Annotated in this window: 15 protein-coding genes; 8 read left to right on the top strand and 7 right to left on the bottom strand. The window is 73.2% G+C overall.

Annotated elements, in window-relative coordinates; translation table 11 throughout:
- Positions 1 to 88: 88 nt before the first annotated feature.
- The gene (locus ACQUSR_RS05225; RefSeq protein ID WP_431041342.1) at positions 89 to 532 is read right to left on the bottom strand and encodes an ATP-binding protein; all 444 of its coding nucleotides are present in this window, start codon (positions 530 to 532) and stop codon (positions 89 to 91) included.
- 137 nt (positions 533 to 669) lie between these two features.
- Here ACQUSR_RS05225 and ACQUSR_RS05220 point away from each other — a divergent pair, with 137 nt between their 5' ends.
- The 3 genes from ACQUSR_RS05220 to ACQUSR_RS05210 are packed head-to-tail and all read left to right on the top strand — an operon-like array spanning position 670 to position 2,451.
- Positions 670 to 1,545, top strand: a complete 876-nt coding sequence (locus ACQUSR_RS05220) for a helix-turn-helix domain-containing protein (protein WP_431041341.1) — start codon at positions 670 to 672, stop codon at positions 1,543 to 1,545.
- 3 nt (positions 1,546 to 1,548) lie between these two features.
- Entirely contained in the window at positions 1,549 to 1,806 is a 258-nt protein-coding gene (locus tag ACQUSR_RS05215) for a DUF397 domain-containing protein (RefSeq protein WP_304464694.1), read from the top strand.
- Between the two features lie 39 nt (positions 1,807 to 1,845).
- Complete coding sequence (locus tag ACQUSR_RS05210) at positions 1,846 to 2,451, top strand: hypothetical protein (protein WP_431041340.1); 606 nt, start codon at positions 1,846 to 1,848, stop codon at positions 2,449 to 2,451.
- Positions 2,452 to 2,461: 10 nt separating this feature from the next.
- Here ACQUSR_RS05210 and ACQUSR_RS05205 read toward each other — a convergent pair whose 3' ends face one another.
- From ACQUSR_RS05205 to ACQUSR_RS05190, 4 genes are all read right to left on the bottom strand, one after another.
- Complete coding sequence (locus ACQUSR_RS05205) at positions 2,462 to 3,679, bottom strand: MBL fold metallo-hydrolase (protein WP_431041339.1); 1,218 nt, start codon at positions 3,677 to 3,679, stop codon at positions 2,462 to 2,464.
- A gap of 91 nt (positions 3,680 to 3,770) precedes the next feature.
- Positions 3,771 to 4,466 (bottom strand): gamma-glutamyl-gamma-aminobutyrate hydrolase family protein, encoded by a 696-nt coding sequence (locus tag ACQUSR_RS05200; protein ID WP_431041338.1) that lies wholly within the window; start codon positions 4,464 to 4,466, stop codon positions 3,771 to 3,773.
- Between the two features lie 45 nt (positions 4,467 to 4,511).
- A complete protein-coding gene (gene eat / locus ACQUSR_RS05195; protein WP_431041337.1) occupies positions 4,512 to 5,972 on the bottom strand; it encodes an ethanolamine permease in 1,461 nt (486 codons plus the stop codon).
- Between the two features lie 298 nt (positions 5,973 to 6,270).
- Positions 6,271 to 7,047 carry a FadR/GntR family transcriptional regulator gene (locus ACQUSR_RS05190; protein WP_431041336.1) on the bottom strand — a complete coding sequence of 259 codons (777 nt, stop codon included), beginning with the start codon at positions 7,045 to 7,047 and terminating at the stop codon, positions 6,271 to 6,273.
- A gap of 80 nt (positions 7,048 to 7,127) precedes the next feature.
- Here ACQUSR_RS05190 and ACQUSR_RS05185 point away from each other — a divergent pair, with 80 nt between their 5' ends.
- From ACQUSR_RS05185 to ACQUSR_RS05170, 4 genes are all read left to right on the top strand, one after another.
- Positions 7,128 to 8,495: a glutamine synthetase family protein gene (locus ACQUSR_RS05185; protein ID WP_431041335.1), complete on the top strand. Its 1,368-nt coding sequence runs from the start codon at positions 7,128 to 7,130 to the stop codon at positions 8,493 to 8,495.
- Positions 8,496 to 8,613: 118 nt separating this feature from the next.
- The gene (locus ACQUSR_RS05180) at positions 8,614 to 9,975 is read left to right on the top strand and encodes an aldehyde dehydrogenase family protein (protein ID WP_431041334.1); all 1,362 of its coding nucleotides are present in this window, start codon (positions 8,614 to 8,616) and stop codon (positions 9,973 to 9,975) included.
- Positions 9,976 to 9,980: 5 nt separating this feature from the next.
- Positions 9,981 to 10,778 (top strand): 3-oxoacyl-ACP reductase, encoded by a 798-nt coding sequence (locus ACQUSR_RS05175; RefSeq protein WP_431041333.1) that lies wholly within the window; start codon positions 9,981 to 9,983, stop codon positions 10,776 to 10,778.
- A gap of 80 nt (positions 10,779 to 10,858) precedes the next feature.
- Positions 10,859 to 11,893 carry a DUF2510 domain-containing protein gene (locus tag ACQUSR_RS05170; RefSeq protein ID WP_431041332.1) on the top strand — a complete coding sequence of 345 codons (1,035 nt, stop codon included), beginning with the start codon at positions 10,859 to 10,861 and terminating at the stop codon, positions 11,891 to 11,893.
- A 21-nt stretch (positions 11,894 to 11,914) separates the two neighbouring features.
- Here ACQUSR_RS05170 and ACQUSR_RS05165 read toward each other — a convergent pair whose 3' ends face one another.
- On the bottom strand, positions 11,915 to 13,111 hold the full coding sequence (locus ACQUSR_RS05165; protein ID WP_431041331.1) for an alanine racemase: 1,197 nt from the start codon (positions 13,109 to 13,111) through the stop codon (positions 11,915 to 11,917).
- Between the two features lie 24 nt (positions 13,112 to 13,135).
- Positions 13,136 to 13,879 carry a hypothetical protein gene (locus tag ACQUSR_RS05160; protein ID WP_431041330.1) on the bottom strand — a complete coding sequence of 248 codons (744 nt, stop codon included), beginning with the start codon at positions 13,877 to 13,879 and terminating at the stop codon, positions 13,136 to 13,138.
- Positions 13,880 to 14,150: 271 nt separating this feature from the next.
- On the opposite strand from ACQUSR_RS05160, the gene ACQUSR_RS05155 reads away from it, so the two are divergent.
- Positions 14,151 to 15,134: a hypothetical protein gene (locus ACQUSR_RS05155; RefSeq protein ID WP_431041329.1), complete on the top strand. Its 984-nt coding sequence runs from the start codon at positions 14,151 to 14,153 to the stop codon at positions 15,132 to 15,134.
- Positions 15,135 to 15,157 lie beyond the last annotated feature (23 nt).

Genomic DNA, 15,157 nt, shown 5'->3' with positions numbered 1-15,157 from the left:
CCCCGAAGCGCCGGCCGGGCCCCCGTACCCGGCCGGCGCCGCCTGAGGAACCGGCCGCGGGCGTCCCACGCCCCCGGCCGATCCGGTCCTAACCGGTCAGGCAGGCCCATACGGTGCGGCCTTGGCCGCTCTCGTGCGGCCGCACGCCCCAGGACTCCGCGAGCGCCTCCACGAGCATCAGCCCGCGTCCGCCCTCCTGGTCGGCGCTCACCGGCCGCGTCCGCGGCTGGGTCCGGGCGCCGCCCTGGTCCGCCACCTCCAGCCGCAGCAGCGCCTCGGCCAGCCGCAGTTCGCAGCGGACCGACGCCGTGGTGGTGTGCCGCACCGCGTTCGTGACCAGCTCGGAGACCACCAACACGGCGTTCTCCCGCACCTCTTCGTCGATGCCCCAGTCCCGCAGGCGCACCAGGACCAGACCTCTGGCCTCCGCTACGGAGCTGCTCAGCGCCGGGAGAAGGAACGCGTCCTTGAGGCACCGGGTGACGGAACGGCCCGGGCGCCCTAACGAGAGAGCCTCATGGAAAGGAGCCACGCCGTCACTATGCTCTGTGCTCCGCGCAGATGGCAAGGATCAGTCTGTAAATTACAGAATCGTGCTGGACAGTCTGTCGTCGCGGCTGAGCCCGTGCCAGACTGCTGTGCGATGAACGTAGTTGGAGGGGAGCGGTAGTGGCGGAGACGCGGCCGGGTGGCGCCGGCGCCCCGACCGTCCTGCGGGTCGTGCTCGGCAAGCGGCTACAGGACCTACGGGAGAAGGCGGGGCTGTCGTACGAGCAGGCGGGCCGCGCCCTCGACGTCACCCACGCCACCATCCGGCGGATGGAGAAGGCCGAGGTCGGACTCAAGCTCCCGTACGTCGAGAAGCTCCTGGCGACCTACGGAGTCGCCGACGGCGAGGAGATCGACGCCTTCCTCGCCCTGGCCCGCGAGGCCAACCGGCCAGGCTGGTGGCACCGGTTCAAGGACGTCCTGCCCGACTGGTTCAGCGCCTTCGTCAGCCTGGAGGGCGAGGCCAGCGTCATCCGCGCCTACGAACCCCACTACGTGCCCGGGCTGCTCCAGACCGAGCGTTACGCCCACGCGGTGCTCCGCGCCGGCATGCCGCACGCCGCAGACAGCGAGATCGACCGCCTCGTCGCGCTGCGCGTGGAGCGGCAGACGCGGCTCACCCGCCAGGACCCGCCCCTGCTGTGGGTCGTGATGGACGAGACCGTACTGCGCCGCCCCATCGGCGGACCGGAGATCATGCGCGAGCAGATCGACCGGCTCATCGAGGCCGGCGAGACGATGCCCAACGTCAGGCTGCAGATCATGCCGTTCGCCTCCGGACCGCATCCGGCGATGTACGGCCCGTTCCACATCTTCCGGTTCCCCATCCCGGATCTGCCGGACATCGCGTACAGCGAGAGCCTGGTCGGCGGTGTGTACATCGACCGCCGCGACGACGTGTCGGTGTTCCTGGAGGCGCTGGACCGGATGTGCGCGCAGGCCGCGCCCGCACAGACCACACAGGCCATTCTGGGTGGCATTCGCAAGGAGATCTGAACCATGGATCGCATACGCACCGACCGCACCGGAATCTACAACGGCATGCCGGCGAGGGACCTCGGCACCGAGGGCTGGCACAAGCCGTGGAGCGGCGGGAACGGGGGAAGCTGCGTCGAGGCCATGAAGCTCGGGGACGGCCGGGTGGCGCTGCGCCAGTCCACCGATCCCGACGGGCCCGCCCTGATCTACACCGTGCACGAGATCGAGAGCTTCATCCAGGGGGCCAAGGCCGGCGAGGCCGACTTCCTGATCGCGTGAGCCCCCTCGCCCGCTCGTCCACCCCTTAACCTTCCCGCCATGACGACCTTGATGACGTACGCGGGGCCGGTCGACGCCCGTGCGCTGGTGACGCGCACCGGCGGGGTACCCCTCACGCCGGCCGGATTCAGCTGGCCCCGGTGCGCCAAGTGCGCCGGGCCCATGCAGTTCCTGGCGCAACTGCTCCTGGACGACCTCGTCCTGGCGGTCTTCATGTGCCAGAACGACCCGGGGATGTGCGACGACTGGGACCCGGCGTCGGGTGGCAACCGGGCCCTGCTGTTCCCACGCGGTGGGCTGGCGGCCGCCCCGGTGCCGGACCAGGGCGCCACCCTGCTGTCCGAGGTGTGCGGGATCGAGTACGCGACCATCGACGGGGCCGACTACGACGAGGCGCGCGACCAGTGGTCCAAGACGCGGGACCGCGACGTGCTGGAGGTCCTCGGCCAGTTCGGCGGTGCGCCGTCGTGGTTGCAGGGCGACGAGACGCCGCCGTGTCCATCGTGCGCGCGGCCCATGGGCTTCGCCGCGCAGCTCGAAGAGGGCCATGACCACCGCACGGCGATGAACTTCGGCGGAGGCGGCTGCGGATACGCGTTCGCCTGCGCGCCTTGCCGGCGCGCCGTGTTCCTCTGGCAGTGCTGACCGCCGGCTGCTACGAGAGGATCTCGTACGGGTCGCTCCGGACGGCGTCCGGGGAAGTCCGGGGACCTGCGTCCGGCCCCGGACCCGCACCGGGCCGGCGCGCCGCGACCGCCCGCCACCACGGCTCCAGCGGCAGCCCGTCCGCGGGCTCGAACGGCTGGCCCGGGCGGGGCATCACCACCGTCGCCCCGGCCGTCTCGGCGGCGGCCACGCTGCCCTCGGCCGGCTCCTCCCAGGGATGCGGGGCGAGGTTGAAGGTGCACCAGTGGATGGGCAGCATGAGCCCCGTCGGAGTGCCGCCCTGTAGATCGGTGTGGGCGCGCACGCCCTCCTCGGGCGTCATGTGGATGTCCGGCCAGAAGTCGGAGTACGCGCCGATCTGGATCATCGTCACGTCGAACGGCCCGTACACCGCGCCGATGTCCGCGAAACCGGGGAAGTAGCCGGTGTCCCCGCTGTGGTAGATCCGGTGGTCCGCACTGGCGACCACCCAGGACGCCCACAGCGTGTGCTGGGTGTTGCGCAGCGCCCGCCCGCAGAAGTGGCGGGCCGGGGTGGCCGTGAACGTGAGCCCCCCGACCTCGGCGGACTCGTTCCAGTCCAACTCGGTCATCCGGTCCACCGGGACGCCCCAGCGCTCCAGATGGGCACCGACGCCGAGCGGGACGACGAACCGCGCACCGGTGCGCAGCAGCGCCCGGACCGTCGGCATGTCGAGGTGGTCGTAGTGGTCGTGGGAGATCAGCACCGCGTCCAGCGGGCCCAGCTCGCGCAGCGGCAGCGGCACCGGATGCAGCCGCTTGGGCCCGGCGAAGGCGAACGGCGAGCAGCGCTCCCCCCACACCGGGTCGAACAGCACCCGCCGCCCGCCGATCTCCGCCAGCACGCTCGAATGCCCCATCCACGTCAGCCGCAGCCCGGAGGCGGGCGGCGCGGCGAGGTCCGCGATGGTCGTCGGGTGCACGGGCACGGTGCCGGCTGGCGCCCGCCGGGCCCGGTCCTCGGCGCGGGAGTACGTGGACAGGAACTTCAGCATGGACCCCGACGGGACGGTGCGGGCCGCCACCGGGTTCGTGAACACACCATCCGCGAAGTTCGGCGACCGCCGGATGCGCTCCATCCGCTCCCCGCTCGGCTCCGCTCCGAAGGCTGCGGGGCGCAGCGCGGCGAGCCGGGGACGACGCGGCCTCCGGTTGGCGGACAGCTCCGGCGCGTGGGAACCGGTCACGGCACCTCCAGGGTGAACGAGCGGGTCATCCCATTATCAGCCGGATCACGGGTCGCGCTCCGGGGCATAGCCCGCACCGGCCACCCCGGCCTCAGCGCGCCCCCTTCCGCGCCGCTTCCACCAGCGCCTCCATGACCCGCGGATCATCACCGGCCTCCGGGTGCCACTGCACCCCCAGCACGAACCCGGCGGGGTCCGGCAGTTCCAGCGCCTCCACCGTCCCGTCGTCGGCGAAAGCGCTGGTGACGAGCCCGTCGCCGAGCCGGTCCACGGCCTGGTGGTGATAGGTCGGAACCGACACCGGCCCGGGCAGCACCCGCGCCAGCAGCGTGCCCGGCACCGGCCGCACGTCGTGGTGGGCGAAGACGCCCGGCGGCCCGCCGTGCGCCTCCAGGTGCTGGACGAGCGTGCCGCCCCGGGCGACGTTCAGCAGCTGCATGCCCCGGCAGATCCCCAGCAGCGGCACCCCGGCCGTCAGCGCGGCGTCGATCAGGGCGAGTTCCCAAGCGTCGCGCTCCCGCGCGGGCGGACCGGTGCGGGGGTGCGGATCGGCTCCGTACCGTACGGGCTCCACGTCCGGGCCGCCCGCGATCACCAGCCCGTCCAGCCGGGCGACGACGTGGGCCGCCGCGTCGGGGTCGTCCGGCGGCAGCTGCGCCGCCAGGCCCCCCGCGCGCTGCACCAGCCGGTGGTATCCGGCGGGCAGCAGCGCCGCGGGCAGGTCCCAGACGCCCCACCGGGCCGAGGACTCCAGGTAGGTGCTGATGCCGATGAGGGGTGTGGACAACGGGTGCTCCGGTCTCGTTCTCGGTCTTGTTCGTCGGTCTCGGGCTCAGTCTCGGGAGAGTTCGGCCTCGGCCGCCGCCAGGGCCGCGAACTCCTCCTCGGGAGCGGCGGCGACCAGGCGGTGCCGGCTGTAGAAGGCGAAGTAGGCCAGTGCCACGGCGTACACGCCGAGCGCGATGAACGCCGCGTCCTTGTCGACCAGGAAGGTGGCCACCAGCGCGGAACAGGCCAGCACGAACGCCACCGACGATGTCACGACACCGCCCGGCGTACGGTACGGCCGGTGCAGCCCCGGCTCGCGGCGGCGCAGCACGATGTGGGACAGAGCCATCAGGGCGTACGAGATGGTGGCGCCGAACACCGCGACGTTCAGCATCCGGGCGCCGTCCTCCGACCAGGCGGCCAGCCCGAAGCCGAGCGCGCCCGGCACCAGCAGCCCCAGGTACGGCGCCTTGCGGCGGCTGGTCAGGGACAGGAAGCGGGGCAGGTAGCCGGCGCGCGAGAGGGCGAACAGCTGGCGCGACCCGGCGTAGATGAGGGAGAAGAACGAGGCGACCAGACCGGCGAGCCCCGCGTAGTTGACGATGCGGGACAACACGGTCGCCTTGCCGTCCGGCTGGAGCGCCTCGACCAGCGGATCGCCCGCCGACGCGACGGCGGCCGAGCCGCGCGCGCCGCACGCGGCGACGAAGGTGACCAGCGCGAGCAGCAGCAGGATGCCCATCGCGGCGGCCATGGCCTTGGGGAGCGTGCGGGCCGGGTCCTTGGTCTCCTCGGCGGCCAGCGGTACGCCCTCGACGCCCAGGAAGAACCACATGCCGAAGGGGAACGCCGCCCAGATGCCCAGGATGCCGAACGGCAGCCAGGAGTTGGCGCCGAACGCGTCCTTGTCGACGGGGATGTCGTTGAGCGAGCCCCCGTCGAACTCGGTGAGCGCGGCGCAGGCGAAGATGATCAGCGCGACGACGGCGATGGCGGTCACCACCAGGCTGAAGCGCAGCGCCTCGCCGACCCCCCACAGATGGATGCCGATGAACAGGGCGAAGCAGGCGAGATAGACCGGCCAGCCCGATTCCAGCCCGAAGAGGTTGAGGGACTCGACGTACTCGCCGATGAAGAGGGCGATGGCGGCGGGCGCGAGGACGTACTCGATGAGGATGGCCGTGCCGGTGAGGAAGCCGCCCCAGGTGCCCAGGGCGCGGCGGGCGAAGCCGTAGCCGCCGCCGGCCGTCGGCAGGATCGCCGAGAGCTCGGCCAGCGCGAAGACCAGACACGTGTACATCAGGCCCATCAGCACGGCGGCGATGGCCAGCCCGCCGAAGCCGCCCTCCGACAGGCCGGCGTCCCAGCCGGAGAAGTCACCGGAGACGACGTAGGCGACGCCCAGCCCGGTCAGCAGCAGCGGACCCGCGCTGCCGCGGCGCAGGGTGCGCCGCTCCAGATAGCCGTCGTCGGGGCCCTCGTGCACGGGGGAGGGGGCCGTTCGGGAGGGGGTTCCGTCTGCCATGGGGTGCTCCTGGCTGAACGCGGGGCGAAGGGGGGCGGCAATGGTGTGGGGCCATACCTTTGCCTTCTCTGGTGGCGCCGCGCAAGACCCTTGCGTAAAACCGCTGTAACGCGGACCTCACAACGTGGGCCTCGCAACGCAGACCTCACATGGCCGGGCGGATCCGCGTCGCCCCCGCGGCCCGGGAGCCGCCCCCTGCCCGGGAGCCGCCCCCTGCCCGGGTGCCGCCCGCGGCCCGGGAGCTGCCCTCTGTCCAGGAGTCCGCCCGCGGCCCGGCGCGGCAGCCGGCGCCGCGACATCAGCTGAGAAACCCGCGCAGCAGCGCCGCCGTGCCCGCGCAGTGCTCCCGCATCACCTCGCGCGCCCCGTCCGCGTCCCCGTCCAGCACGGCCTCGACCAGCGCGGTGTGCTGGGCCTGCGAGTGCTCCAGGTTCCGCACCAGCAGCGGGATGCAGTTCAGCAGGTCGTTCACGGTCGCCCGGACGGCCGCGTACTGGGCCGCCAGCGACGGCGACCCCGACAGCTCGGCCAGGGTCAGATGCAGCAGGGTGTCCAGCCGCCGGTACTCGGCCGGCGGCGCGGCGCCCGTCGCCTCCAGCGCGGCGCGCAGCCGCTCCGCCTGCTCGCCGGTCAGCCCGTGCGCGGCGCACAGCCCGGCCGCCCCCACCTCCAGCACCTCGCGGAAGCGCAGCGTGTCCTCGACGTCCACGCCGGCCACCCGGCGGCGCAGCTCGTCCTCGCCGTCGGCGGGCTCCGGCCGGGCGCACACGAACGTGCCCCCGTACCGGCCGCGGCGGCTGACCACCAGCCCCTGGTCCTGCAGCACCTTCAGCACCTCGCGCAGCGTGACCCGGCTGATCTGCAACCGCTCGGCCAGCTCCCGCTCGGCGGGCAGCCGGCCGCCGTCCGGCACCAGCCCGAGCCGGACGATCTGGAGTATCTGCTCCAGCGCCTCCTCGAAGCCGTTGCCCGCCCTGACCGGACGCAGCACCGGCGCCAGCCGGTCGTCCTCGGCGCCGCCGCTCCGGGCCTCGATCCGAGGCTCATCCCCGGCCTCGATCCGGTCCGCTTCCATAAACCCTCCGCCGCTACTTCCCAATCAATGGTCTGTGCCCCTACCTTATGACCTCCGGTCCACCGACAGGAGGCATCACTGTGTCAGACCGCACGCCCCCGCTCTCCGTCGACGAACTGAGAAAGCTCGTCGACACCGGGGAGATCGACACCGTCGTCCTTGCCTTCACCGATATGCAGGGAAGACTGCAGGGCAAGCGGTTCGCCGCCCGCTTCTTCCTCGACGACGCCCTGGAGCACGGCACCGAGGGCTGCAACTACCTCCTCGCCGTGGACGCCGACATGAACACCGTCGACGGCTACGCCATGTCCTCCTGGGAGCGCGGCTACGGTGACTTCGCCATGCACGGTGACACCGGCACCCTGCGCCGCACCCCGTGGCACCCCGGCACCGCCCTGATCACCGCCGACCTCGCCTGGCACGACGGATCCCCCGTCCTCGCCTCCCCGCGGCAGATCCTGCGCCGCCAGCTCGACCGGCTCGCCGAGCACGGCTGGACCGCCTACGCGGGCACCGAGCTGGAGTTCATGGTCTTCAAGGACACCTACGAGAACGCCTGGTCGCGCGGCTACCGCGAGATGACCCCGGCCAACCAGTACAACGTCGACTACTCCGTACTCGGCACCGGCCGCGTCGAGCCGCTGCTGCGCCGCATCCGCAACGAGATGGGCGCCGCCGGCATGACCGTGGAGTCCGCCAAGGGCGAGTGCAACCTCGGCCAGCACGAGATCGCGTTCCGCTACGACGACGCTCTCACCACCTGCGACCAGCACGCCATCTACAAGACCGGGGCCAAGGAGATCGCCGCCCAGGAGGGCATGGCGCTCACCTTCATGGCCAAGTACGACCAGCGCGAGGGCAACTCCTGCCACATCCACCTGTCGCTGCGCGACGAGGCCGGGCACCCGGTGCTCGCCGATGACGACGGCGAGTACGGCATGTCGAAGCTCATGCGGCACTTCCTCGCCGGACAGCTCGCCGCGATGCGCGACCTCACCCTCCTCTACGCGCCCAACATCAACTCCTACAAGCGGTTCCAGCCCGGTTCCTTCGCGCCCACCGCCGTCGCCTGGGGCCCGGACAACCGCACCTGCGCGCTGCGCGTCATCGGCCGCGGCCACGGGCACCGCCTGGAGAACCGGCTGCCCGGCGGCGACGTCAACCCCTACCTCGCCGTCGCGGGCATGATCGCCGCCGGTCTGCACGGGATCGAGAACGAGCTGGAACTGCCCGGCGCCTGCACCGGCAACGCGTACAACGGCGACGCCCGGCACGTCCCCACCACCCTGCGCGAGGCCGCCGACCTGTGGGCCGCCAGCCCCATAGCGCGCGCCGCCTTCGGCGACGACGTCGTCGAGCACTACCTGAACATGGCGCGCGTCGAGCAGCAGGCGTTCGACACCGCCATCACGGACTGGGAGCGCTTCCGCTCTTTCGAACGCATGTAGCGAGGTTGTGGGCAATCGTCCCGCACGGCGGGACGGGTGGGCACAACCCGACCACCGGCGTGCAGCCACGTATGAAACGCGACGTCGCGCGCCGCGAGGGCGAACACCAGGAGACACCGTGCAAGAGCTTCACGTATTGAACCCGGCCACCGAAGAGGTGATCGCGACGGTCCCGGCCGCGACCCCGGCCGACGTCGACGCAGCCGTGGCCCGCGCCGCCCAGGCGCAAAACGGCTGGGCGGCCCTGCCGCCGACCGACCGCGCCCGGCTGCTGCGCCGCTTCGCCGCCACCGTAGACGCCCACGTCGACGACCTCGCCGAACTGGAGGTCCGCGAGGCCGGCCACCCGATCGGCAACGCCCGCTGGGAGGCGGGCAACGCCCGCGACCTGCTCGACTACGCCGCCGGGGGAGTGGAGCGGCTGGCCGGCGCCCAGATCCCCGTCCCCGGCGGCCTGAACGTCACCTTCCACGAACCGCTCGGCGTCGTCGCCGTCATCGCTCCGTGGAACTTCCCCATGCCCATCGCCGCCTGGGGCACCGCACCCGCCCTCGCCGCGGGCAACGCCGTCATCCTCAAGCCCGCCGAGACCACCCCGCTCACCGCGCTGCGGCTGGCCGAACTCGCCCTGGAGGCCGGGCTGCCCGAAGGGCTCTTCCAGGTCCTGCCCGGCGAGGGCCCGGTCGCCGGCAACGCCCTGGTGGAGCACCCCGGCGTCGCCAAGGTCGTCTTCACCGGATCTACCGCCGTCGGCAAACGCATCATGGCCAAGTGCGCGGACGGCGTGAAGCGCGTGACCCTCGAACTCGGCGGCAAGAGCCCCAACATCGTCTTCGCCGACGCCGACATCGAGGCCGCCGCTGCCGCCGCCCCGGGCTCCTTCCTCGACAACACCGGCCAGGACTGCTGCGCCCGCAGCCGCATCCTCGTCCAGCGCTCCGTCCACGACCGCTTCATGGAGCTGCTGGAGCCCGCGGTGCTGTCCTTCACCGTCGGCGACCCGGCCGACCCCGGCACGCAGATGGGCCCGCTGATCTCCGCCGCCCAGCGCGAGCGCGTACGGTCCTACGTCCCCGAGTCCGCCCCCGCGGCCATCCGCGGCGAGGCCCCCGCGGGCAAGGGCTTCTGGTATCCGGCCACCGTCCTGGAGGGCTGGCCGTCGGACCGTACCGCCGTCGAGGAGATCTTCGGACCGGTCGCCGTCGTCATCCCCTTCGAGGACGAGGCCGACGCGATCCGGATCGCCAACGCCACCGACTACGGCCTGTCGGGGTCCATCTGGACCCGCGACGTCGGCCGCGCCCTGCGCGTCTCGCGCGCCGTCGCCGCCGGGAACCTGTCCGTCAACTCCCACAGCAGCGTCCGCTACTGGACCCCCTTCGGCGGCTTCAAGCAGTCCGGCCTCGGCCGGGAACTGGGGCCGGACGCCCTCACCGCTTTCACCGAGACCAAGAACGTCTTCATCAGCACGGAGGCCTGAACACCATGACCACGACCGACACCACCGACGACAACGTCTGCCGCCGCCTGGTGGGCCGTACCGCCGTCATCACCGGAGCGGGCAGCGGCATCGGCCTGGCCACCGCACGCCGGATCGCCTCCGAGGGGGCGAACGTCGTCTGCGCCGACATCGACCCGGTCGCGGGCAAGGCCGCCGCCGACGAGGTCGGCGGGCTGTTCGTCCAGGTGGACGTCACCGACGCCGAGCAGGTCGAGGCGCTGTTCCAGACCGCCCACGACACCTACGGCTCCGTCGACATCGCCTTCAACAACGCCGGCATCTCGCCGCCCGACGACGACTCCATCCTCACCACCGGGCTGGACGCCTGGAAGCGCGTCCAGGAAGTCAACCTCACCTCCGTCTACCTGTGCTGCAAGGCCGCCATCCCCTACATGCAGCGGCAGGGCAAGGGCTCCATCATCAACACCGCCTCCTTCGTGGCCGTGATGGGCGCCGCCACCTCGCAGATCAGCTACACCGCCTCCAAGGGCGGCGTCCTGGCCATGTCCCGCGAGCTGGGCGTGCAGTTCGCCCGCGAGGGCATCCGGGTCAACGCCCTGTGCCCCGGGCCGGTCAACACCCCGCTGCTGAAGGAGCTGTTCGCCAAGGACCCGGAGCGCGCCGCGCGCCGCCTGGTGCACGTTCCCGTCGGCCGCTTCGCCGAGCCCGAGGAGATCGCCGCCGCCGTCGCCTTCCTCGCCAGCGACGACTCCTCGTTCGTCAACGCCGCCGAGTTCCTGGTCGACGGCGGGATCGCGGGCGCGTACGTCACGCCTCTGTAACCATTGCCCGGAGCGGAGCCGGTGCGGGGTGCAGGGAGTAGTAAAGGCCGAGGTCACGTGCCTAAGGTGTCGGCGTGAGCATGACGACACCACCCGGTTGGTACCCCGACCCGGCCCACAGCGGCCCTGGCCTCGCCCCGGAACGCTGGTGGGACGGAGCCGCCTGGACCGAGCAGCGCCGCACCGCCCAGCCCGCTCCCCAGGGGCAGCCCACCCCCGGGGACCCGTCCCTGCACGCCGCGCCGACGATGGTCGGCATGCCGGGCCCGGCCGCCCAGGCCGCTCCCGCCCCCGGGACGCCGCAGCCGGGGTTCCCCGCCTCCCCGGCATACCCGGGCTCCCCCGGAGCCCCCGGCTACCCGGGATATCCCGCCGCACCCGACGGCGGCGCGCCGCGCGGCCGCGGCTCGAAGGCCGTCGCGGCGGCGGTCGCGGCGGTCGTCCTCGTCGCCGCGATCGTCGGCGGTGTCCTCCTGCTCCAGGACGACGACGGCGACGGCGACGAGCGGGCCAAGCAGGGCCAGAGCTCGCCGCCGGTCCCCGGCTCCGGCGGCGACAAGGGCGGCGACGCCGCGTCTGCCGCCGCGGACGCCATCAACGGCATCACACTGCCCGTGTTCACCGGCTGGGAGAAGCGGAACCACTCCGCCGGCGTGCTCCTCGCCAAACAGCCCTACCCCTGCCCGAACAACCCCGACGGCGACTGTCTGCGCGGCGGTGTGGTCACGCAGAACGCCGCCGGCGGCGGGTACCGGGCGACGACGGCGGAGGGCATAGCCAAGGAGGACATCGCCGAGAACGCCAAGGGCAACTACAGCGTCAAGTCCTACGGCGGCATCACCTCGCACACGGAGCTCAAGTCGGAGCCGGTGACCGTCGCGGGGCAGAAGGGCTACCGCGTCCTCTGGCGGATCGAGAACAAGGTGGGCGACGACGGATACGTCCAGTCGGTCGTCTTCCCCCGGCCCAGCGGAGGGGCCGGCGGGCCCCAGTCGATGATCGTCGTCCAGTTCGGCTTCGACGTGCACGACGAGGCCCCGGCGCTCACCGACATGGACAAGATCGTCAACGGCATCAAGCCGCTGAGCGCCCCGGGCGACAACGGGTCGGTGTGACGGGACCGGGGCGCGGGCCGGTCACAGGAACGTGCGGCCCTCGCCCCGGTACGTCGGCACCGTCTCCACCACCCGGTCACCGTCGACCAGGCACAACCGGTCGAAACGCTCGCACAGCTCACCGGCCTTGGCGTGCCGGAACCACACCTTGTCCCCGACCAGCAGGTCGTCTGCCGGCGGGCCCAGCAGCGGCGTCTGCACCTCGCCGGCCCCCTCCCTCGGGTCGTACCGCAGCCCCTCGGGCAGATACGGCTCCGGCAGCCGGTCCCGGCCCGCCACCCCCGACGCCGGATAGCCGCCGCCCAGCACCGTCACCACACCGACGCCCGGCCTGCGCACCACGGGCAGCGCGAACAGCGCCGCCGGGCGTCCCTGGAACGAGGTGTAGTTGTCGAACAGCCGCGGCTGGTACAGCCCCGAACCCGCCGCGATCTCGGTGACAGCCTCCTCCGCGGCGGTGTGCTGCACGCTGCCCGTGCCGCCCCCGTTCACGAACTCCAGATCCGCCACCGCCCGGACCGCCCGCACCGCCGCCGCCCGCCGCGCCGCCAGTTCCCGGCGCGCCGCGGCCTGCATCAGCCGTATCGCCCGCGACCGCACCGGATGCCCCGCCACCGCGTCGCCCACGCCGGCCACATGGCCCTCGTACGCCATCAGCCCGACCAGCCGGAAGCCCGGCCGCCGGCCGATCAGCCGGGCCAGCTCCGCGAGCCGCTCCGGATCACGCAGCGGAGACCGCAGCGCGCCGATCCGCACCCGCCCGCCCAGCAACCGCAGCGAGGTGTCCAACTCCAGACAGACCCGCACCACCTCGGTGCCGCCGCGCACCGCGTCGATCAGATCGAGCTGCGCCGGGTCGTCCACCATCACGGTCACGGCGGACGCCAGCTTCGGGTCCCCGGTCAGCTCCGCGAACCGGTCCCGGTCGGCCGACGGATACGCCAGCAGCACGTCCTGGAAGCCCTCGCGCGCCAGCCACAGCGACTCGGCGAGCGTGAAACCCATGACCCCCGTGAACCCGTCGAGCGCCAGCACGCGCTCCAGCAGCGCCCTGCACCGGACCGACTTGCTCGCCACTCTGACGGGTTTGCCCTGGGCGCGCCGTACGAGGTCGCGCGCGTTGGCGTCGAACGCCCGCAGATCGACGATCGCGACAGGGGCGTCGAGGTGCGCGGTGGCCCGCTCGTAACGGGCCCGGTCAGCGGCTGCGAGGGACATGAACGGCAGCTTGCCAGAATGCGGTTACCGGAGGGTAGAGGGCCAGCCGGTGCGCATGGCAGCCGGTGCCCCGTAGAGTGTCGCGCACGCCATGACCGGCAGGTCAGGGGCGTGATGTCCGCATACGGGCCGGGCTGCCCCGAAAGCGATGAGGCGGCCGCGGCGCGAGGTGAACAAGGTCCCGAGGAGTGACGAGGGGGTGCAGGTGAGCACCGACGCGGAGTACGCACGCCCGCCCCGCCCCGTGCCACCCCCCATGCCCGCATCGCCTCCACCACCCGTGCCCCCGCCTCCGCCGTCCGGGCCTGATTCTCCGGTGGCCGCGCCTTCCTCGCCTCTGCCGTCCGGGCCTGCCTCGCCTCTGCCATCCGGGTCTGCTTCCTCTGTGGCCGCGCCTGTTTCCCCCGCGTCCACGCCGCCGCCGGGGCCGCCCTTGCCCGCCTCGCCGTCGGCCGCGGCGAGCCGGAGCGCGCTCCCGGCGCCGTCCGGCCCGCCCGCGGCTGTCGCGTCGCGTGCGCCGCAGGGGTCGCCCGTGCCGCCCGCGCCCGAGGGGCCGTCGGCCGCGGCCGCACCCCAGGGTCCGGCCGCTTCTCCCGTGCCCACGGTGTCACCCGCACCCCCCGCGTCGCCCATGTCGCCCGCATCGCCCGTGTCGGCGGCGGCACCCGCGTGGGCTGTGCCCTCTGCCACCGCCGTGGCGTCGTCCACGCCGCCCCGTCGCGGCGTGCCGGTGGCCGACGACCCCACTCCGGTCCTGCCGCGTCGCATCGTGCGCCCCACCTCCCGGTCGGGCGCGGCCGCGCCCGTCGGCACGCCGCGCGTGCCTCCGCTGCCTCCGCGCCCAGTACGCGGTCCGGGTCCCGGAGCGGACACCTCGGCCTCGGTACGGGACGAGAGCGGGGCGGCCGCGGCCGCGACGCCGGGCGGGACGCCGCACCCGCCCGCCGCCCCCGGCATATCGCGCGAAGGCGGTCCGGACGCACCGGAGCGCCCCGGCCATTCGCCCGTACCACCGCGCCGTACTCCGGCTCCGACTCCGATGCCCACTCCGACTCCGGCGGATCACCCTCCGGCGGGCCCTTCAGCACCCGACGACACCGCCTTCGCCCTGACTGCCGAGGCGCCTCAGGACGGGAGTCCGGCTCCCGCGTCCGGCGCGGAGCCGTGGTACCGCACGGGTGGGACGGACGCCGCGCCCCACCCCGCCGGGCCCCCGCCGTATCCGCCCGCCACGGCGGACCACGACGACGCGTCCGTCCGTACCCGTACTCGCACGCGCGCCCGCGCCGCGACCGCCGCCGCATGCCTCGTACTCGGGCTCGGGCTGCTCGTCGGAGCCGCGGCCGGCAGCTGGCTCACCGGCGGCCCCGATGACCGGCCGACGGCGGAGGCCCGGTTCGCCCAGGCGCGCGCCGCCTGGCACAGCGTTCCGGTCGACGGCCTCTTCCCACCTGTCCTGAAGGGCAGGGAGGCAGGCCCCGGCGGCGCCGACCGCACCTGGATCCGGATCGCGGTCGCGCCGGACAGCAGCTGCGGCGGCGCGTTCGACCCACTGCTGGACAAGGCGCTGTCCCCCGTGGGCTGCAAGCGGTTGCTGCGCGCCACGTACACCGACGCCACGAGCACCAGCGTGACGACGGTCGGTGTCCTGGTGACCAGGGCGGACGCGGACGGTATGCGAGCGCTGCGCAAACGCTTCACCGGCGAGGCCCTCGACCGGCGCGCCGACCTGATGCCCCGGCCGTACCCGGCGAAGGGCACCGCCGCGGCCGAGTTCGGCGACAAGCAGCGTGCGACCTGGCGGATAGGCGTCCTGACCGACGCCCCGGCCATCGTCTACACGGTCACGGGCTTCGTCGACGGACGTACGGTCGGCGACCCGCGGCCCGCGAAGGAGGCGACGGCGAAGGGTGCGACCAGCACCCCGGCGCTGTCCGGCCTCGGCCATGACGCCGTGGGCGTGGCGAAGGGCATCGAACGCGCTTTCCGCGCGGCGGTGTCGGAGACGGAGGGCTCCCGGTGACTGTCCGAAGGCCGGGTGGCGAG

This window comes from Streptomyces sp. P1-3 (genome assembly GCF_050613155.1).
Lineage (GTDB): Bacteria > Actinomycetota > Actinomycetes > Streptomycetales > Streptomycetaceae > Streptomyces.
This window is presented reverse-complemented; position numbering and strand designations above follow the sequence as displayed.